Source organism: Mycobacterium sp. (genome assembly GCF_035623875.1).
Lineage (GTDB): Bacteria > Actinomycetota > Actinomycetes > Mycobacteriales > Mycobacteriaceae > Mycobacterium.
In genome coordinates this window covers 20,097-39,760 of the sequence record NZ_DASPSP010000159.1, presented here as the reverse complement: position 1 = coordinate 39,760, position 19,664 = coordinate 20,097, and the positions used below count along the sequence as shown (strand labels likewise).

Genomic DNA, 19,664 nt, shown 5'->3' with positions numbered 1-19,664 from the left:
ACGATTGTGCGATGATCGTCACAGTTGTCTGCCACTCTCCAGCAGGCTTACTTTCTCGGCCCCTTCGTAAGCATTGGGAGAGTGCGGTGTTGACCAGCCCGAGCCCATCCGACAATGACGCCTTCGCGGTCATACCCGTCGCCGACTATGAACCGCCGGCGCGGGATGTCCGGCACTTTCGGCCACCCTCACGCACAATGCTGCGGCAGCCCAATACGCATGTGCAGCAACGATATTCGAGTCGGCAAGCTGCAGCCAGCGGATCGTCGACCATGTCCGCGACGCATCGACAGGCGGCGTGCTTCGCCGACGCGGCACTGCGCCGGGTACTGGAAGTCATCGATCGTCGCCGCCCGGTCGCGCAGCTGCGCGGATTGCTGGCCGCCGGCCTCGTCGACTCGGTGTTGCGCGCCAATCGGTTCGCGACCGGTCATGACGGGGCGGCGATGCTGCGCCGGTTGCGGCTGCAGGCGGTGGGCGCCCCGGACCGGTTCGCCGCGGCCGAGGTATTCGGGAGCTACAGCCGCGGGCGCCGGGTCCACGCCATCGCCTGCCGCATCGAGAGGGTCGCGGGCGGACGCTGGCAGGTGGTCGCACTGCACATCGGCTAGGTCGCCTTGCGGGCCGTCGCCGGCAACGGGCCACCGGTGAACCGGGTGAGCACCGGCCCCACGATCGCCAGCACGAACACATATGTCGTTGCCAATGCGGAAACCCCGGCGATCGACGACCCGACCAAGCCGATGATGATCAGCGAAAACTCGCCCCGGGCCATCAGCGTTGTGCCGGCGCGCAACTGCCCGCGTCGCGCCACTCCCTCGCGCCGGGCGGCGAACACTCCGGTGGCCACCTTCGTCGCCGAGGTGACCACGGCCAAGATGACGGCCACCGGAAGCATCGGTAACAGCTTCGCTGGATCCACTGGCAGCCCGACCGCGACGAAGAAGATCGCAGCGAACAGGTCGCGCAGCGGGCCCAGCACCTTGCGGGCCCGATCGGCGGTCTCACCGGTGAGAGTAAGGCCAACCAGGAAGGCGCCGACGGCGGCTGACGCGTGCAGCTTCTCGGCCAGCGCGGCAACGACCAGGGTGATTCCCACCACCCTCAGCAGCAGCTGCTCGTTATCCGGATGCGTCACCAGCCGGCCGACGTGGTGGCCCCAGCGATACGACGTGGCAAATGCGACACACAGCGCGGCGACCGCGGCCGCCATGCCGCCAATGGCAGCCAGCCAGCTGTGACCAGCCCCGAGAACCGCCACCAACGGCAGAAAGGCGGCCATCGCGAAGTCCTCGAGCACCAGCACCGCCAGCACGGCCGGTGTTTCGCGGTTACCGAGCCGGTGCAAGTCCTCCAGCAGGCGCGCGATGACACCCGAGGACGAGACGTAGGTGACGCCGGCCAGGGCGAGCACGCCGACGCCGTTGAGTCCGAGCAGCCAGCCGGCCAGCGCACCGGGCGTGGCGTTCAGCACGAAGTCGACTGCGGCAGAAGGTAAGTGGCGTCGCAAGCTACTGGCGAACTCGGTCGCGGAGAACTCCAGACCCAACGTCAGCAACAGCAGCACGATGCCGATCGGCGCCCCGGTGGTGATGAACTGACCAGCGGTCGTGACCGGAGCCACGCCGCCGTTGCCGAGAGCCAGACCGGTCAGCAGATACACCGGTATCGGTGAGAGTGCGAACCGGCGAGCGACCGCCCCCAGCAACGCAAGCGCGGTGAGCACGGCGCCGAGTTGCAGTAAGAGCGGCGCCGAAATTTGCACGCGCTCAGCCGTTATCGACGAGTTGCACGACCTTGGCGATGCCGGCTTCGGTACCGACCACCACCAATACGTCGTCTGGGTGCAGCACTTCGGCCGGTCCCGGCGATGCCAGCACCACCTCGTTGCGCACGATCGCCACGATCGACGCGCCGGTGCGGGTGCGCGCCTGGGTGTCCCCGAGTGGCCGGTCCGCGAACGGGCTGCCCGGCCGGATGTGGACTTGACCGGCCTCTAGCCCAGGCACTTCGCGGGTCAACTCGGTGAAGCGCTCGGCGATCCGCGGTGCGCCCAAGATCTGGGCGACCGCGTCGGCCTCTTCGTCGGTGAAGTGGAAGATCGGCTGGGCTTGGTCGGGATCCTCGCGCGCGTACCGTACGACGTCGAAGTCGCCGCTGCGGCGCGCGATGATCCCGATCCGCTCCCCGTCGTGGCTGGTGAACTCGTACCGCACCCCGATGCTGGGCAGCAGCACCTCTTTGACGTCCACCGCCGCTACCGCCGCTTGGCTGATTTCGACTTGGCATGGCGGGCCTGCCGGCGCGCGGCTTCACGCCGCTCGCGTCGACTAGCGCCGGCCCCGGCCGCCGCAGTCTGCCCACCGCCGTCGCCCTGCACTTGCGCCGAACCGTCCTCGGCGGGCCCGGAATACGTCAGTGCAGGCGACTCGGTCTCAATCCCCTTGGCGCGCAACGCAGTTGCGGATTCGCGTGACCCGGCGGAGCCAGTGGACCCGCCAGCGGCCCGCTGCTGTGCGCTGGCCGTCCCCCGTAAGTGGGAGGTACCCCCAGCGGCGGATTTGGCGAACTCCGCCAGATCCTCCGGCTCCTCGACCGGTCCCACCTGCGGCGCCGGTACCGCCTCGACCGAGACGTTGAACAAGAAGCCGACCGACTCTTCCTTCAGGCCCTCGAGCATTCCGGTGAACATGTCGAAGCCCTCGCGCTGGTACTCCACCAGTGGATCGCGCTGCGCCATCGCACGCAGGCCGATGCCCTCTTTGAGGTAGTCCATCTCGTAGAGATGCTCACGCCACTTGCGGTCGATGACGTTGAGCAGCACGTTGCGTTCCAGCTGGCGCATCGCGCCCTCGCCGGCGAGTTCCTCGAGCTCGGCCTCCCGCACCGCGTAGGCGCGTTCGGCGTCTTCGGTCAACGCGTCGAGCAGCTCCTCACGGGTGAGCTCACCGGGCTCCCCGATCGCCTCCGAGTCGATCAGGTTTTTGTGGTCGATCCCGACCGGATACAGCGTTTTCAGCGCCTCCCAGAGCTTCTCCAGGTCCCAGTCCTCTGCGTAACCCTCGGCGGTTGCGCCGTCGACGTAGGCGGTGATCACGTCGACGAGCATGTCGTGCGCTTGCTGCTGCAAATTCTCGCCTTCGAGGATGCGGCGGCGCTCCTCGTAGATGACCTTGCGCTGCTGGTTCATCACCTCGTCGTATTTGAGGACGTTCTTGCGGACCTCGAAGTTCTGCTGCTCGACCTGGGTCTGGGCGCTCTTGATAGCGCGGGTCACCATCTTGGCCTCGATCGGTACATCGTCGGGCAGGTTGAGCCGGGTCAGCAGCGATTCCAGCGCCGCGCCGTTGAAGCGGCGCATCAACTCGTCGCCCAGCGACAGATAGAAGCGCGACTCACCGGGGTCGCCCTGCCGGCCGGAACGGCCGCGCAGTTGGTTGTCGATGCGCCGCGCCTCGTGCCGCTCGGTGCCCAGCACGTACAGCCCGCCGGCCTCGATCACGTCCTTGGCTTCGGTGGCTGCCTCGGCCTTGACCACCGGCAGCTCCTCGTGCCACGCCTCTTCGTACTCGTCGGGTGTCTCCACCGGGTCGAGCCCACGCTCGCGCAGCCGCTTGTCGGTGAGAAAGTCGACGTTTCCGCCCAACACGATGTCGGTACCGCGGCCGGCCATGTTGGTGGCGACCGTGATGGCGCCGCGCCGACCGGCCTCTGCGACGATGCCGGCCTCTTGCTCGTGGTATTTGGCGTTGAGCACGTTGTGCGGGATGCGCCGTTTCTGGAATTGGCGGGACAGGTATTCCGAGCGCTCCACGCTGGTCGTACCGATCAGCACCGGCTGGCCCTTCTCGTACCGCTCGCTGACGTCGTCGACGACGGCGATGTACTTGGCTTCTTCGGTCTTGTAGATGAGGTCGGACTGGTCGGTGCGGACCATCGGCTTATTGGTCGGAATGGTCACCACGCCCAACTTGTAGATCTCGTGCAGCTCGGCGGCCTCGGTTTGCGCGGTTCCGGTCATGCCGGCGAGCTTGTCGTAAAGCCGGAAGTAGTTCTGCAACGTGATGGTGGCCAACGTCTGGTTCTCGGCCTTGATCTCGACGTGCTCTTTGGCCTCGATGGCCTGGTGCATGCCCTCGTTGTAGCGCCGCCCGATCAACACCCGGCCGGTGAACTCGTCGACGATGAGCACCTCGCCGTCACGCACGATGTAGTCCTTGTCGCGGGCGAACAGCTCCTTGGCCTTCAGCGCGTTGTTGAGGTAGCTGACCAGCGGCGAGTTGGCGGCCTCGTAAAGGTTGTCGATGCCGATCTGGTCTTCGACGAACTCCACGCCGAGCTCATGCACGCCGACGGTGCGCTTGCGCAGGTCGACCTCGTAATGGACGTCTTTCTCCATCAGCGGCGCCAGCCGGGCGAACTCCGTGTACCAGTTCGACGCCCCGTCGGCGGGCCCGGAGATGATCAGCGGGGTGCGAGCCTCGTCGATCAGAATCGAGTCGACCTCGTCGACGATCGCGAAGCTGTGGCCGCGCTGGACGCAGTCCTCCAGCGAGTGGGCCATGTTGTCGCGCAGGTAGTCGAAGCCGAACTCGTTGTTGGTGCCGTAGGTGATGTCGGCGGCATAGGCGACGCGCCGCTCGTCGGGCATCATCTGCGCGAGGATCACCCCGACGTCCAGCCCGAGGAAACGGTGCACCCGGCCCATCCACTCGCTGTCGCGTTTGGCCAGGTAGTCGTTGACAGTGACGATGTGCACGCCCTTGCCGCCGATGCCGTTGAGGTAGGCCGGCAACACCGAGGTCAAGGTCTTGCCTTCACCGGTTTTCATCTCGGCGACGTTGCCGAAGTGCAGCGCCGCGGCACCCATCACCTGCACGTCGAACGGGCGCTGGTCCAGCACCCGCCAGGCCGCTTCGCGCGCCACCGCGAACGCCTCGGGCAGCAGGTCATCGAGGCTTTCCCCGTCGGCGTGCCGTTTTTTCAACTCGTCGGTCTTGGCCCGCAGTTGGGCGTCGGTGAGCTTCTCGACATCGTCGGACAAGGTGTTGACATAGTCGGCCACTCGCTTGAGGCGCTTGACCATGCGACCTTCACCAACGCGCAGCAACTTCGACAGCACGGCAATGTCCCCTGTGGATAGATGTCTTCGGCGTCACCCATCCTAGGCGACGAGCCAGCGAAAGCCGCCGATCGTCAGGCCAGCCGGATCAGGCCGTAGTCGTAGGCGTGCCGACGGTAGACCACCGAGGGTCGCTCGGTGTGCTTGTCGTAGAACAGGAAAAAGTCGTGGCCGACCAACTCCATCTCATAGAGCGCGTCGTCCACCGACATCGGCTTGGCCGGGTGTTCTTTGGTGCGCACCACCCGACCCGGCACGTGGTGCCCGCTGGTGAGGGAGCCACCAACGTGTTCGGGCGCGTCGTTGGCGTCGGTCTCGCGGACCGGCTCGGGCGGCACGGTGGCGGTCGCGGCGGCCAACGAGACTGGGGTCTTGTCGCCGTAGTGGACTTTGCGACGATCCTTGACGCGACGCAGCCGGCCCTCCAGCCTGGCGACCGCGGATTCGAATGCGGCGTAGAAGCTGTTGGCGCACGCCTCACCGCGGACCACCGGCCCGCGGCCGCGAGCGGTGATCTCGACATGCTGACAGGACTTGCGTTGGCGGCGGTTGCGCTCGTGGTCGAGCTCGACATCGAACAGATAGACGGTTCGGTCGAACCGCTCCAGGCGGGCGAGTTTTTGCGAGACGTAGATGCGGAAGTGGTCGGGTATCTCGACGTTTCGGCCCTTGACCACGACCTCGGCGTCCAGCGTCGGTTCTTCCGGCTCGTCGGCTGATGCCGGTAGTTCGCCGACAAGCTGACTAGATTCCACGGTTTGCCTTGACATGCTTGACAACTCGTTTCTCTCGCGTTGCACGCACGAGGCGTGCCGGCTTCCAGGTACACGCGCCGACGGGGTGATGGTCGTGCAGTGGCCGCCCGCCGGTGCAAGGTGTCGAGAACTCACCCCCTACCCGTCTTCGGTGCCGTGGCGCCTCGCTGCATCTCAGCTGCGCCACCTCGAGGCGTTCGTGGTGCTTGACCCCGACGGTAGACCGAGTTCAGGTGGAAGTTCCAGTGTTTTGACCTACCTGTTGCGAGTTCTTCACGAACGCTCACGCGGCTGCTAGTGCCAGCACAGCGGATACTCGCGCTCCCGCGGTTTGCAGCACGCGGACCGACTCACGGGCGGTCGCGCCGGTGGTGACGATGTCGTCGACGATCAGGACTTCAGCGTCGGCCGGCGCGCGTCGGCTGGTCAACAACACCCGTCCGGCAATATTGCGCTCGCGCGCGGCGCTGCCCAGACCGGCCGAATCGCGGGCCAGCGCCTTCATCCGCAGCGCCCGGACCACGATGATGTGCGGGTGGCCCGCGGTTGCCAGCGTCGCGGTGCGGGTGATGGGATCGCCGCCGCGGCGGCGCGCCGCCCAGCTGCGGGTCGGCGCCGGCACGATCGTCAGCGGGACGTCCAACAGACCCCACGCGAGCAACCGGTGCACACCGAGCGCCAGCGCCCGGGCGAGCGGCGCGATCAGATCGCTCCGGCCACGGTCTTTCATCGCGACGATCGCCTGCCGGCGGGCACCGGCGTAGCGGCCGAGCGCCAGCACCGGAACCCCGGGATCGATGCGTGGGGTTATCACGCGCGGCGCATCGGGACCCATAGCCAGCTCGCGGGCGCACGCCTCACACCAGCGGGTCGACGGCGCCCCGCAGCCGCCGCACTCCAGCGGAAGGACCAGATCCAGCACACCTGCAGTGTGGCGGTGTGGGCCGACATGGCTGCCGACGCATTACGGTGCTTCGAGTTCAGCCCTCTGCGGTGATCGGGTGCTGGGTGGTGTTGGCGCCCGTTCCTTACTCCCAACCAGTAGCGACAGCCGGTGCGCCTCAGCCGGGCAGCACCGGTATCGCCCCGGCCACCATGAACGGCGGTACGTCCAGCCAACCCTGCGGGCCTTCGGCGCCCGAGATCGACAGCTGCATCACGCCGCGCGGATCGGCGACATAGACCGTCGAGGGATTGGCCGCGATCGCCCCAACCGGCTGCTGCAGATTGCCGTTCGGCGCATCCGAGTTCACCCCGTCGATGTTGACGTAGGACACCGGGTGCTCGGCGTCGTTACGACTCACCGCGACGTCGTCGTCGGTGCGCCACGACAGCGACACCACCGAGGAGCCCAGCCCGAACCCGAGCCGCCGCGGATAGGCCAACGCGAACTGGCCGGCCTGCGTCTGCTCGACGCTGGCCAGGATTACCCGGCCCTCGATGACCATCGCCGCCCGCGTCCCGTCCCGGGACAATTGCAGCTCGGCGATCACACCTGGGAAGCGACTGGACACCGCAGCCGAATCCACCGGAAGACGCGCAGGCTGACCCGAGGCCGTCCCGGCGATGGCACGCAATACGGTGTTGCCGTCCGCGACCACCCACACCTCGTCGTCCAGCGACCAGCTGGGCCGCGACAAGGTGTGCCCGTCGGCGGCTTCCACCGCCTCGCCGCCCAGGTCGCCGATCCACAGCGATGCCGCCATATCCGGAGCGCCCGGCCGAAGGGTCACCACCGACGCCACCTGGTGCCCGCTGCGCGACAGCGCGGCTCCGGTCTGATCCGTCGTCCGCCCGAACGCGCCCGGTACCGGGTCGGAGGTCTGCCCATTCAGCGACACCAGCCTTCCGCCCATCAGCGCGTGCACACCGGCCGCGGCGCCCTCCGCGACGCCCGGATCGGTGGCGGCCACATCAGACGGATTCCACCCAGCCGCGAACCTTTCGTCCAGCGCGGCGCCGTCGGCGTTGATGACGTACGGCCCTTTGATGTCGGCCCTTGCCAGGGTCCAAATGATCTGCGCGGCAAGCAATTGCTTGCTGTGCGGGTCGGCGACCGTCAGCAGCTCCAGATCGACCCGGGCTCCGGCGTAACCGCGTCCGACGCCGCTGCTTCCACCGTCGGCCCGGGTCACCGGTCCGCGCAGCCGCAGCGGCGGGCCGAGCATGTTGCGCACGCTTTTGGCCATCTCCGGACGCGGACCGGCGATGAGCTTGGAGATCAGTTCGGTGGCCAACTGATCACGGTCGGCCACCGCGACATAGCGTGGATCCGGAACGACCGTCTTACCGGTCGGGTCGGCGAAATACAACGTGTTGCGTTTGTAGGTGGCCTGGAATTGCTGCCAGTCCAAGAACACCCCGTTGGGCAGACGGTCGATGCGCCAGCCGCCCGGCGTCTTGACCAGCTCGATCGGACTGGGATCCGGCAACACTCCCTCGGCGGTCTCGAACACGCCCATATCCGACAGCGAGCCAAGTTTATCTGCCCGCATAGTCACCGAAACCCGCTCAGCATTGTGGGTTTCGACGAAGACGACGTGGTCGATCAGCAGCGCGCTGCCGGCGTCGTCCCATGCATTCGACGCCGCCTGGGTGAGGAACTGGCGTGCAGCGAGGTGCCGGTTGGCCGGATCGGCTGTGGCTTTGAGGAATTCGCGCAACAGCATGTCGGGGTCCATGCCGGGCGTCGGCTTGGGCAGATTCGACGGTGCCGGCCGTTCGACGGTGCCGATGGCTTGCGGCGCGGACGCACTCGGCACCCCCGCGCAACCCGCGACCACGACGGCCAGCGCGAACAGCAGCCCAGTCAGCTGCCGCATCACACGCCCCTTTCCGCGTGCTCCCGCGGCCGAAGCTGACGCTCCTTGCGTTCTGGGGCAATCGGTTTCATCGGCAGCGGGCTGGTGGTGACCTTGTGGCCGCGGACCAGCGGCAGTGTCAGCCGGAAGCAGGCGCCCTTGCCCGGCTCGCCCCAGGCCTCCAGCCGGCCCTGGTGCAGGCGTGCGTCCTCGACGCTGATCGCCAACCCCAGCCCGGTCCCGCCGGATCGCCGCACCCGCGACGGGTCCGAGCGCCAGAACCGGCTGAACACCAGCTTCTCCTCGCCCGGCCGCAGCCCGACGCCGTAGTCGCGGACGGTGACGGCGACGGTGTCTTCGTCGGCGGCCATCCGGATCCGCACCGGCTTGTGCTCGGCGTGGTCGATGGCGTTGGCGATCAGATTGCGCAGGATCCGCTCGACCCGGCGCGGGTCTACTTCGGCGATCACCTCTTCGGGCGGCATGTCGACAATCAGTTGAACGCCGGCGTCTTCGGCCAGGTGACCCACATTGCCCAGCGCGCTGTTGACCGTCGAGCGGAGATCGACCGCCTCGACCGACAACTCGGCCACACCCGCGTCGTGCCGCGAGATTTCCAGCAGATCGTTGAGCAGCGATTCGAACCGGTCCAGCTCGCTGACCAGCAGCTCGGTGGACCGCTGCAGCGCCGGCTCGAGGTCCTCGCTGTGGTCGTAGATCAGGTCGGCGGCCATCCGGACGGTGGTGAGCGGGGTGCGCAGCTCGTGGCTGACGTCAGAGGTGAACCGGCGCTGTAGGTTACCGAACTCCTCGAGTTGGGCGATCTGCCGCGACAGGCTTTCGGCCATGTCGTTGAACGACACCGCCAGCCGGGCCATGTCGTCTTCGCCGCGGATCGGCATCCGCTCGGACAGGTGCCCCTCGGCGAACCGCTCGGCCGTCCGCGCCGCCGCACGCACCGGCACCACCACCTGCCGCGTGACCAACCATGCGATACCGGCCAGCAGCACCATCAACACCAGTCCGCCGGTAGCCATGGTGCCGCGGACCAGTGCGATCGTGCTTTGCTCGTTGCCCAGCGGGAAGATCAGGTATAGCTCCAGGTTGGTCACCCGCGACGACGTCGGGGTCCCGATGACCAGCGCCGGACCCGAGAAACCGTCGGTGTGCACCGTCGCGTACTGATAGGCCACCTGCCCGGCCTTGACGAATTCCCGCAGCGCGTCGGGCAACTGGTCGACGGGCCCGGCCGCTGCCGCGGGCCTCGGGCCGTAGCCGGGTACCACCAGCACCGCATCGAACGCACCGGCCAGACCGGCGCCCGACGTCGGATCGGTTTTCGACGTCAACGTATTGCGGGCGAGCTGCAGGCTGCTGTCCAGCGAGCGCGCTTCTTCGCCGCTGACAATCCCGCTGACGGTGTTACGGGCCCGCGCGATCTGCTCGGTGGCCGCGCGAACCTTGATGTCAAGAACGCGGTTGGTGACCTGACTGGTCAGCACGAAGCCGAGCACCAAGATCACCGCGAGGGACATTCCGAGCGTCAGGGCGAGCACCCGAAGTTGCAGCGAGCGCCGCCAAGCCACGCCGAGGGCTCGACTCAACGCGCCCATGCCCCGCATCACCGGGCCAGAACGGCCCGAACGACCGCGAATACGTGGCCTCGAGCCCCACATCACCAACGCCGCCCCCCCGCGGCGACCGGTGTCACGGAGGTCCGGCCTTGTAACCCACTCCTCGAACGGTCAGCACAACAGTCGGGTTCTCCGGGTCTTTTTCGACCTTGGCCCGCAGACGCTGGACGTGCACGTTCACCAAGCGGGTGTCCGCTGGGTGACGGTAACCCCACACCTGTTCGAGCAGCACATCACGAGTAAACACCTGGCGGGGTTTACGCGCCAATGCCACCAGCAGGTCGAACTCCAGTGGCGTCAGGGAGATCTGCTCGCCGTTACGCGTGACCTTGTGCGCGGGCACATCGATGTCCACGTCGGCGATGGACAGCATCTCGGCGGGCTCGTCTTCGTTGCGCCGCAGCCGTGCTCGTACCCGGGCGACCAGCTCCTTGGGTTTGAACGGCTTCATGATGTAGTCGTCGGCACCCGACTCCAGCCCGAGGACGACGTCGACGGTGTCGGTCTTGGCCGTCAGCATCACGATCGGGACACCGGAATCGGCGCGCAGCACCCGGCACACGTCGATGCCGTTCATCCCGGGCAACATCAAATCCAGCAGCACCAGGTCGGGGCGCAGCTCGCGCACTGCGGTGAGCGCCTGGGTGCCGTCACCGATGACCGCGGTGTCGAACCCTTCCCCCCGCAGCACGATGGTCAGCATCTCGGCCAGCGAAGCGTCGTCGTCGACCACGAGAATCCTTTGCCTCATGGCGTCCATGGTGTCACCAGATCTCGATAAAACGCAGCTATCACACGCGCGTTTCGTGACCGAATACCACAGCTCGCGGCGCTAGGCCGTCAACCTGGCCGCCAGCTGGCCGGCATCGACGTCCGCATCGACTACCATCCAGCGCCCGCCCCAGCCCGCCGCGGCCAGGCCGGCATAGACCGCGCCGGTGCGTTGCTGGAGCTCGTTGTCGCGTTCGTAGGCATCGCGCGACCGGGTGGCATCCTGGCGGGCTCGATCTCGGGCACGCAGGCCGGCGAGCTCAGCCGAAACCCTAAGCAGCACTTGCCAATCCGGTGCAGGAAGCTGCAACCGATGGTATTCGATTTGGTGCACCCAGCCCACCACCTCGCCGTCCGCGTCCTGGTTCAGGCGGGCGGCGCTGTAGGCGGCGTTGGACGCCACGTAGCGGTCCAGGAGCACCACGTCGTGGTCGCCGCACAGCTCGCGGATCTGTGCGGCGGCGCCAGCACGATCCAGCGCGAACAGCATCGCCATCGCATACACCGAGGACGCGAGGTCACCGTGCTGGCCGTGCAGCGCCTCGGCTGCCACGTCGGCCGCCACCGACCGCCCGTATCGCGGGAAAGCCAGCGTGGCCACCGACCGCCCGGCGGCTTCGAAGGCCGTCGACAGACCCTGCGCGAGTGTCCGCTTGCCGGCGCCGTCGACGCCCTCGATCGCGATCAGCACGGCGCGAGCCTACCCAGAATTGCGCTCGCCGATGGGCCCGGAGGGCAGCCGAAGCGGGGTGGCCAGCCGGACAGCGGCCTGCGCGTGCCAGCCGACATGGGTAGCCGGGACCTAACCGGCGACCGCCACCAACGCAGCGATGAGCGCGATCACGGCGATCACGGTCGCGGCAACCAGCGCCGCCTTCAGCAAGCGGAAACGTCTGCCCAGTAGGAGCGCATGTTCTTGCGCTTGCAAGCGGGCTTGGATTTCGGCGGCGGCGAGCGCGTCGGCCGCTTCTTGCCGCTGCTTCGTAGCTGCTAGTTCGCTCTTGGCGGCCGCCAATTCGTTCTTGGTAGCCGCCAATTCGGCTTGCTGGCGTTGATTCTCGGTCTCCAGCCGGATGTTTTCTGCACGCCGGGATGCGGCGAGGTAGTCGCCGGTGTGCGCCAGGCGGTCTCGGAATTCATTTGTGTCGGCAACGGTTTCGGCGTCGATGAGGCGAGCTCCAGACAGCAGCCGGCTGGGGTTGTGGTTGTCGGATTCCCAGTCGGCGGCGTGGCGTTGCAGCTCGTCGGCGGTGGTGAAGTTATGGCGTCGTTCGCGCAGCCAGGCGGCCAGGTCGTCCCATTGCCGCAGCAGGCTTTCTTGGCCGACCTCCACGACGATCTCGCCAACTCGGCCGCGTTCGGCGCCGTTACTTCCCGCGCGACGCTCTTTGACCAGGAGCCGTTTGGCGACGAGGGCGTCGATCAGCGGCCGGCTGGCCTCAGGCAGCTCGCTCCAGCGGGCGACCCGGCGCGCGGGTCGGTTGGGCCCGGTGTTGGCGGTGGCCAGCCAGGGGATGAATGCCGCGCGCAGCTGTTCAAGTTGGGTGGCCCGTTCGGTGGGGTTGGCCGAGAGGATCTCGTCGATTTCGGTGTTCACGACACGGCGCAGCCCGCCTAAGTGTTGGTACTGCGCCAGGGTCAACATCCCACCGGAGCCGTGGTCGGTGAGCAGGCGGGACAGCGTCAGTGCCAGCAGCGCCAACGTGTCGCCGCCCCCGTCGGTGTCGGCGGCGACGTCGGCGAGCAGCCGATCGACCAGGGCGGGGTCGATACTCAAGGCACGCCCGGCCTCGGTGGAGCGGGCGGCCGGCCCGGTGATGACGTCGATGATCAGGGTCGCCGACATCGGCGTGAGATCCTCGAACGTCAGCAATTCCAGCCCGCCAAGTTCGGAGGCCGCCCGCATGGTCTGGTAAGCGTCGCCGCCGATGGTGGCAACAACGATTAACCCCAAACCCGCAGCGTCGGCGCCGGGTTCAGCCAGTTGACCAAGCAGACGCAGAAAGGCCGAGCCTTGCTCGCCCGCGTCGGCGGTGTACAGTTCCTCGGCCTGATCCAGCGGCAGCACCACCGTCGGCAACCCACGCCCGGCGGCGGGCTGCGGCAGCCGGGCCGCGGCAGCCCGCCGGACCTCGACCAACAACGCTCGTAGCTGTGCGGCGTCGCCGCTTGCGCAGATCGTTTTGATCTCCCCGAGGTTGGGGTGCACAAGTCCCAGCCGGCGCCGCCCACCATGGACCGCGTGCGCCAGCCCGGTGTCGCCGGTCAGCGGCTGGCGTTCAGGGCGCACCACGTCGAGCATCACGAAACGGCCGTCATCGCAGCGCAGCCGGGGCAGCAACCCGGCTCGCAGAAACGACGACTTACCCGATCCCGACGGGCCCACCACCACGAACAGGGCTGTCCCGGCGGATTGTCGCATCCCACGCAGCGCGTCGAGTGCGCGTCCGATCGCCGCGTCGCGCCCGAAGAAGACCCCGGCGTCGACCTCGGTGAATGGCGCCCACCCCCGGTAGGGGGCGCGCTCGGGTTCCCCCGGTGGTGGCCATATGAACGATTCCGCGCCGTTGCCCGCCCCCCGGATCCCGTCGCGCAACCGGTAGAGCCCCTTGGAGGCGAACACCACAGGCGACCCGTCACCGATACCGACTTGTGTGGTGCGGCCGCTACCGAACAAGTCACACCGCGACCAGGCGGCGCTGATCCCGTTGCCGGACGTGGACTCTAACCGAGCAACGAAAATTTGCTTACCCAGGTTCTCTGCGGTCCGGTAGTCCGCGGCACACTCGGGCGAGGATTCCCACCCTTTAGACAGCAAGCAGATCACTCCCCGGCAGCCGGAGTCGGCCCTAAACAGCTCCTGTTTCCAGCGTGCACCGCTCGGGATGCCTGTTGTTCCGCCCGGATCCAGAAAGATCTCGTGGGCCAGCGGCGGATCCTGGTCACCCAGCCACTGCTTGAGGGCCGCCGCTTCACGCCGGTCGGCACCGGAATGACTCACCAAAATCCACGACACCGTTGTCTCCCGCCTGCGATCCAAGCCCACCACAAGATTCCAGCAAACAGCACGGCAGTGCTCCGGCCCGGCTGCAGGATCATATTCGTGGCGGTGGCAATATCGGGCTGATCGACCGATCGGCCGGTCGGCGTCGGGCTCAGCGTTCGAGCGCGGCGATAAGGGTCTTGATCTTGGCGGTCTCGTCCTGTGTGGTCGGTTCACCGGCTTCGATGGCCGCTAGCAGATCCGCCCGAATTCCCACCCCGTTGGCCGCCTCTTGGACCGACAGGTCGGCGCGCCGGCGAGCCGTGTACATGCGCTGACCCAGCGTGGATCCCGGCGCGGCCGCGGCGCGCTCCATCAGGTCGTTGTAGCGGCCGCGAGTCTCACTCAACGCGGCAACGACAGACGGAGTAATCCTGCGGCGGCTGGCCGCCCGCGACAACGAAGCTTCAAGCTTGCGAAGGCCGGTCAGGATCACCTCGGCGCGCTTGAGGAACTTTGAATCGCTGGGATCGGGCAACGCGTCGATAGCGTCGACGAACATGTACATAGCCGCTTCCACAGCGCTGACGATCGCCGGGGCTTCTCCGTCATCGGGCGGCTCGTCGGCGCCGACAGGCGAAGTGATCGCCGGTCCGGCATCTTCAGGCTGCCAGCCCACCGCGGCTTCTCCTGCATCAGATTGTCCGGCATCAGGCGTCTTGTCATCCATCGTCATTCGGACCTTCCTCGAGGCAGAGCCACCCGAGCCGACGGGCCCCGGCCAAGCGCTATGGTTTGTCGATATCGGCGGCTGACCTGAAACGATGCCGCCGATCTGCGCGTCGATCGCCATCAGAGTCATTCCTCCAGAATGTGACGTTCGCGACACGCTACTGCGTATCGACGGTTCATTCAAGTGATCGTTGTGCGCGTCCCGGCGTTAGCGCAAGGGCCGGCCCCGATGGTCGGCAGTCGCCATCACGTCGGCGAGGCGGTTCACGGCGGCGGCGATCGCCCACAGCGCTGCGGTCCGGTGGTCCGGCTCGGCCGATCCGGGCCTTGGCGTGTCCCAGCCGCCAGCGCGAACGGCCGCAGCCACACCGGGCGCGGCTTGCGGCGAGTGCGAGGCGTCACGTCTAGCCCGTGCCGCCGCTGTAGAGTTCGGCCGCGTCGGACGCACCCGGCGCAGACCCGACGGCAGTGGGCGGGTGCCGCCCACCCGGAAACCCGACTCGTCCCACCCCAACCACCCGCGCGCCGCCCCGTGCCGGTAGGCCGGGGCTTGATGGGCGCCGTCGTGGCCGCGCTGCAATACGCAGTACTGCCATGTGCCCACCTGACCGCCACCGGCCGCGGCCAGCGACCGCCGCAGTGACCCATGCAACCGCACCGTGGCAGCACATCGATCGGCGCCGGTGTATGGGCGCGGGGGCACGGCGCGCGCACCGCCCGGACTTGTCGTGGGGTGCGCCATCCACACCTCTTCCCACCGGCGCGGTGGCGATTTCCCACCGGCGCGGTGGAGATCGGCTAAGTCGCTTGCGCCGTTTGAGCAAGATGCTATCGCCACAGGCTCGGCGATAACCCGCCAACACACCATGCCTGCGCCGGATTAGACGGATATCATCCGTCGCTGACGGCGCCGAGAATGCTCAGCGCGCGGCTCCGCGGCGTACCCGAACGGGGACCCAGAAACTCAGTAGCGGTAGTGGTCCGGCTTGTACGGTCCGTCGACGTCGACGCCGATGTATTCAGCCTGCTCCTTGGTCAGCTTGGTCAGCTCGCCGCCGAGCGCGGTGACGTGCACGCGGGCGACCTTCTCGTCGAGGTGCTTGGGCAGCCGGTACACCTCGTTGTCGTACTCGTCGTTCTTGGTCCACAGCTCGATCTGCGCGATCACCTGGTTGGAGAAGCTGTTGCTCATCACGAACGACGGATGCCCGGTGGCGTTACCCAGATTCAGCAGCCGGCCCTCGGACAGCACGATGATCGACTTACCGGTGTCGCCGAACGTCCACAGGTCGACCTGCGGGCGGATGTTGGTCTTGGTGGCGCCGGACTTCTCCAGCCTGGCCATTTGGATCTCGTTGTCGAAGTGACCGATGTTGCCCAGGATCGCCTTTTCCTTCATCGCCTTCATGTGCTCGAGCGTGATGATGTCCTTGTTGCCGGTGGTCGTGATCACGATGTCGGCCTCGCCGATCACGTCCTCCACCCGCTTGACGTCGTACCCTTCCATCAGCGCCTGCAGCGCGTTGATCGGGTCGATCTCGGTGACGGTCACCCGCGCGCCCTGACCGGCCAGCGATTCGACACTGCCCTTGCCGACGTCGCCGTAGCCGCAGACCAGCACGTTCTTGCCGCCGATGAGCACGTCGGTACCGCGGTTGATGCCGTCGATCAGCGAGTGCCGGCAGCCGTACTTGTTGTCGAACTTCGACTTGGTGACCGAGTCGTTGACGTTGATCGCCGGAAACGCCAGATCCCCGGCCGCAGCGAACTGGTAGAGCCGCAGCACACCGGTGGTGGTCTCCTCGGTGACGCCCTTGACCGAGGCGGAGATCTTCGTCCACTTGTCCTTGTCGGTCTCGAAGCGGTGGCGCAGCAGGTTCAGAAACACCTTGTGCTCAGCCGAGTCGTCCTCTTCGGCGGGCGGCACCACCCCGGCCTTCTCGTACTGCGCACCCCGCAGTACCAGCATGGTGGCGTCGCCGCCGTCGTCGAGGATCATGTTGGCCGGCGCCTCAGTCCCGTCCGCGAGCGGAGGCCAGGTCAGCGCCTCCTCGGCGGCCCACCAGTACTCCTCGAGCGTCTCACCCTTCCAGGCGAATACCGGCACACCCTTGGGCTCTTCGGGCGTGCCGTGCGGGCCGACGACGACCGCGGCGGCGGCGTGGTCCTGCGTGGAGAAGATGTTGCACGAGGCCCACCGGACCTCGGCGCCCAACGACACCAGCGTTTCGATGAGCACCGCGGTCTGCACGGTCATGTGCAGCGAGCCGGAGATTCGAGCGCCTTTGAGCGGCTGCACGTCGTGGTACTCGCGGCGCAGCGACATCAGACCGGGCATCTCGTGTTCGGACAGCTCGATGTCGCGACGACCGTAATCGGCCAACGACAGGTCGGCGACCTTGAAGTCGATGCCGTTATGGACGTCGGGACTCAGCGAGTGCGCGGTCGTCGTCATGTATTAGGCCAATCCTCTGTCGGTGAACTAGTTAGCTTGCATATACATTAGTCCCGACGCGACGGTGCCCTCACGCCGGGTCAGTCGGGCTCGATGACACCGTAGCGTTCGGCCGCCGGTGTCATCAGCCGCGCCAGATCCGCCGCGACGTCGTGGTCGGCTTCCGGCGGCATCGACACGTAGCTCATCGCCAGCCGCACGATCGCGCGGGCCAGGATCCCGGCGTCGTCCTCGCTGGCCTTCACCCAGCTGTCCATGAACGACGACGTCAGACGCGTCGAGCAGTGGGTGATGATCGGCCCGCTATCGGTGGTGATGATTTGCAGCAGATCGGGTTTGGCCACACCGCTGAGCAGCGAGATGACGAGCGGGTCGGCCGCCGATTCCGAGAAGAAAGACCGAAATCCTTGCAGGAACGCGGCGTAGACGTCGCCGACGTTGGCGTAGATGGCGTCTTCGACGGCGTTCACCAATCGATCGGCCAGCCGCAGCGCGTAACCCTGAGCCAGGCCTTGCCGCGAGCCGAACTCGTTGTAGATGGTCTGGCGGCTGATGCCCGCGGCGCGGGCCACATCGGCCAGCGTGATCGCCGACCAGTCACGGCTGAGCAGCAGCTCCCGCATCGCATCGAGCACCGAATCGCGCAGCAGGACCCGTGACGCCTCGGCGTATAGGACCCGTTGCTTCACAAGCGCGACAGTAGCCGTTGCGCCACTCCTCCTCATCGCTTCGCTCTGCATCGTCGCCGACGGTGTGGTCACGAACGTGCGACTTCCACCATCTCGAAGTCGGATTTCGCCGCGCCGCAGTCCGGGCAACTCCAATCTTCGGGGATGTCGTCCCAGCGGGTGCCGGGCGCGATGCCGTCTTCCGGCCAGCCGTTGGCCTCGTCGTACTCGAAGCCGCACTGCACACACACGAACAGTTTGAACGGGGTCTGACGCTCTTCGCGCAAGCCCTCACCGCAACTCATTTGGTTACCTCCATCGTTTCGAAGTCGAGCTTCTCGCGTACCGCGCAGTCCGGGCAGCACCAGTCTTCTGGGATCTGCTGCCATTGCGTTCCGGCCGGAAATCCTTCTCGTGCGGCACCTTTGGCTTCGTCGTAGACGTAGTCGCAGCCGGGACAGCGGTAGGCGGTCATCACGCCGCCACCGTTCCGTAGCAGCCCAGAATCTTCTCCCGGTGGCGTGGTTGCACGTTGACCCGGGTGATGTCGCCGCCGTAATGCGCCAGCACCCGGTGGTCCATCAACTTGCGCCACAGCGGTGGGAAGTAGGTCAACCCGATCAGCGCCGCGTAGCCGCTGGGTAGATTCGGCGCCCCGTCCATGCTGCGCAGCGTCTGGTAGCGCCGGGTCGGGTTGGCGTGGTGATCGCTGTGCCGCTGCAGGTGGTACAGGAACAGGTTGGTGACGATGTGGTCGGAATTCCAGCTGTGCTCGGGGGTGCAGCGCTCGTAGCGGCCATTGGCGTTCTTTTGCCGCAGCAGCCCGTAGTGCTCGAGGTAGTTCACGGCCTCCAGGAGACTGAAGCCGAAGATCGCCTGGATGATCAGGAACGGGATCAGCGCCGGGCCGAACACGGCGATCAGCGCACCCCACAGCACCACCGTCATCAGCCAGGCGTTGAGCACGTCGTTGGACAGATAGGTCTTGGGGTTCCACGGGCTGGCGCCCTGCCGGCGCAGCCGCTGTGCCTCCAGCCGCCAGGCCGAACGCAGACTGCCAAAGACGCTGCGGGGCAGGAACTCCCAGAAGGTTTCACCAAACCGAGCCGACGCGGGGTCTTCTGGTGTGGCAACCCGGACGTGGTGACCGCGGTTGTGCTCGATGTAGAAATGCCCGTAGCCGGTCTGCGCCAGGGTGATCTTGGACAGCCAGCGCTCCAGCGAATCCTTCTTGTGCCCCATTTCATGCGCAGTATTGATGCCGACTCCGCCCAGGGCGCCGACAGACAGCGCGAGACCGATCTTGGCCGGCCAACTCAGCGGCCCGTCGTAGCCCAGCCAGCTCAGATCTGACGCGGTGAACAGGTACGCACCGAGAATCATGCTGAGGTACTGCAGCGGGATGAAGGCGTACGTGCAGTAGCGGTAGTACTTGTCGTTCTCCAGCCAATCCATCACCTCGTCGGGTGGGTTCTGCCCGTCGGACCCGAACCGCAGGTCGAGCGCCGGCAACAGGATGTAGAGCAGGATCGGGCCGATCCAAAACAGCACCTGCGAGGCGGTCTGCCAACCGAATTGGTTCATTGCCCAGACGATCGGCAGGATCGCCAGCAGCAGCATCGGGACGATCAGTCCCATCAGCCACAGATAGCGCTTCTTGTCCTGCCAGACAAAAGTGTTCGGGCCTATTGCGGCGGTCATATCGCCAACCTCCTCGTGATTCAGAGCACCTTGCGGTTGGAC

At 66.8% G+C, this 19,664-nt stretch carries 18 protein-coding genes; 1 reads left to right on the top strand and 17 read right to left on the bottom strand.

The window, feature by feature from the left end; genetic code table 11:
- The first annotated feature begins 86 nt into the window (after positions 1-86).
- Entirely contained in the window at positions 87-611 is a 525-nt protein-coding gene (locus VEI45_RS26475; protein ID WP_414687469.1) for an Rv3235 family protein, read from the top strand.
- On the opposite strand, the gene VEI45_RS12940 is transcribed toward VEI45_RS26475, so the two are convergent.
- From VEI45_RS12940 to VEI45_RS12860, 17 genes are all read right to left on the bottom strand, one after another.
- On the bottom strand, positions 608-1,765 hold the full coding sequence (locus tag VEI45_RS12940; protein ID WP_324853729.1) for a cation:proton antiporter: 1,158 nt from the start codon (positions 1,763-1,765) through the stop codon (positions 608-610). The two genes, VEI45_RS26475 and VEI45_RS12940, sit on opposite strands and share 4 nt — an antisense overlap.
- A gap of 4 nt (positions 1,766-1,769) precedes the next feature.
- Complete coding sequence (locus tag VEI45_RS12935) at positions 1,770-2,252, bottom strand: cation:proton antiporter regulatory subunit (protein ID WP_324853727.1); 483 nt, start codon at positions 2,250-2,252, stop codon at positions 1,770-1,772.
- A gap of 5 nt (positions 2,253-2,257) precedes the next feature.
- On the bottom strand, positions 2,258-5,122 hold the full coding sequence (gene secA / locus VEI45_RS12930; RefSeq protein ID WP_324853725.1) for a preprotein translocase subunit SecA: 2,865 nt from the start codon (positions 5,120-5,122) through the stop codon (positions 2,258-2,260).
- A gap of 74 nt (positions 5,123-5,196) precedes the next feature.
- Positions 5,197-5,892 (bottom strand): ribosome hibernation-promoting factor, HPF/YfiA family, encoded by a 696-nt coding sequence (gene hpf, locus VEI45_RS12925; RefSeq protein WP_324853723.1) that lies wholly within the window; start codon positions 5,890-5,892, stop codon positions 5,197-5,199.
- A 268-nt stretch (positions 5,893-6,160) separates the two neighbouring features.
- Entirely contained in the window at positions 6,161-6,799 is a 639-nt protein-coding gene (locus VEI45_RS12920; RefSeq protein ID WP_324853720.1) for a ComF family protein, read from the bottom strand.
- Between the two features lie 139 nt (positions 6,800-6,938).
- Positions 6,939-8,699 (bottom strand): MtrAB system accessory lipoprotein LpqB, encoded by a 1,761-nt coding sequence (gene lpqB / locus VEI45_RS12915; RefSeq protein ID WP_324853718.1) that lies wholly within the window; start codon positions 8,697-8,699, stop codon positions 6,939-6,941.
- Complete coding sequence (mtrB, locus tag VEI45_RS12910) at positions 8,699-10,357, bottom strand: MtrAB system histidine kinase MtrB (protein ID WP_324853716.1); 1,659 nt, start codon at positions 10,355-10,357, stop codon at positions 8,699-8,701. Before mtrB ends, lpqB begins: the two co-directional genes overlap by 1 nt.
- 28 nt (positions 10,358-10,385) lie before the next feature.
- Positions 10,386-11,072, bottom strand: a complete 687-nt coding sequence (gene mtrA, locus VEI45_RS12905; RefSeq protein WP_292975057.1) for a two-component system response regulator MtrA — start codon at positions 11,070-11,072, stop codon at positions 10,386-10,388.
- Between the two features lie 72 nt (positions 11,073-11,144).
- Positions 11,145-11,774: a dTMP kinase gene (locus tag VEI45_RS12900; RefSeq protein ID WP_324853712.1), complete on the bottom strand. Its 630-nt coding sequence runs from the start codon at positions 11,772-11,774 to the stop codon at positions 11,145-11,147.
- A 111-nt stretch (positions 11,775-11,885) separates the two neighbouring features.
- Complete coding sequence (locus VEI45_RS12895; protein WP_324853710.1) at positions 11,886-14,099, bottom strand: hypothetical protein; 2,214 nt, start codon at positions 14,097-14,099, stop codon at positions 11,886-11,888.
- 139 nt (positions 14,100-14,238) lie between these two features.
- On the bottom strand, positions 14,239-14,628 hold the full coding sequence (locus VEI45_RS12890; protein ID WP_324853747.1) for a hypothetical protein: 390 nt from the start codon (positions 14,626-14,628) through the stop codon (positions 14,239-14,241).
- 378 nt (positions 14,629-15,006) lie between these two features.
- Positions 15,007-15,540, bottom strand: a complete 534-nt coding sequence (locus VEI45_RS12885; RefSeq protein ID WP_324853708.1) for a hypothetical protein — start codon at positions 15,538-15,540, stop codon at positions 15,007-15,009.
- 222 nt (positions 15,541-15,762) lie between these two features.
- Positions 15,763-17,253 (bottom strand): adenosylhomocysteinase, encoded by a 1,491-nt coding sequence (ahcY, locus tag VEI45_RS12880; RefSeq protein ID WP_324853706.1) that lies wholly within the window; start codon positions 17,251-17,253, stop codon positions 15,763-15,765.
- Positions 17,254-17,333: 80 nt separating this feature from the next.
- Positions 17,334-17,978: a TetR/AcrR family transcriptional regulator gene (locus VEI45_RS12875; protein ID WP_324853745.1), complete on the bottom strand. Its 645-nt coding sequence runs from the start codon at positions 17,976-17,978 to the stop codon at positions 17,334-17,336.
- A gap of 32 nt (positions 17,979-18,010) precedes the next feature.
- Positions 18,011-18,226 (bottom strand): rubredoxin, encoded by a 216-nt coding sequence (locus VEI45_RS12870; protein WP_324853705.1) that lies wholly within the window; start codon positions 18,224-18,226, stop codon positions 18,011-18,013.
- Positions 18,223-18,396, bottom strand: coding sequence for a rubredoxin (locus VEI45_RS12865; protein ID WP_324853703.1), 174 nt, complete (start codon positions 18,394-18,396; stop codon positions 18,223-18,225). Before VEI45_RS12865 ends, VEI45_RS12870 begins: the two co-directional genes overlap by 4 nt.
- The gene (locus VEI45_RS12860; protein ID WP_324853701.1) at positions 18,396-19,622 is read right to left on the bottom strand and encodes an alkane 1-monooxygenase; all 1,227 of its coding nucleotides are present in this window, start codon (positions 19,620-19,622) and stop codon (positions 18,396-18,398) included. The genes VEI45_RS12865 and VEI45_RS12860 overlap by 1 nt, the downstream gene beginning before the upstream one ends.
- Positions 19,623-19,664 lie beyond the last annotated feature (42 nt).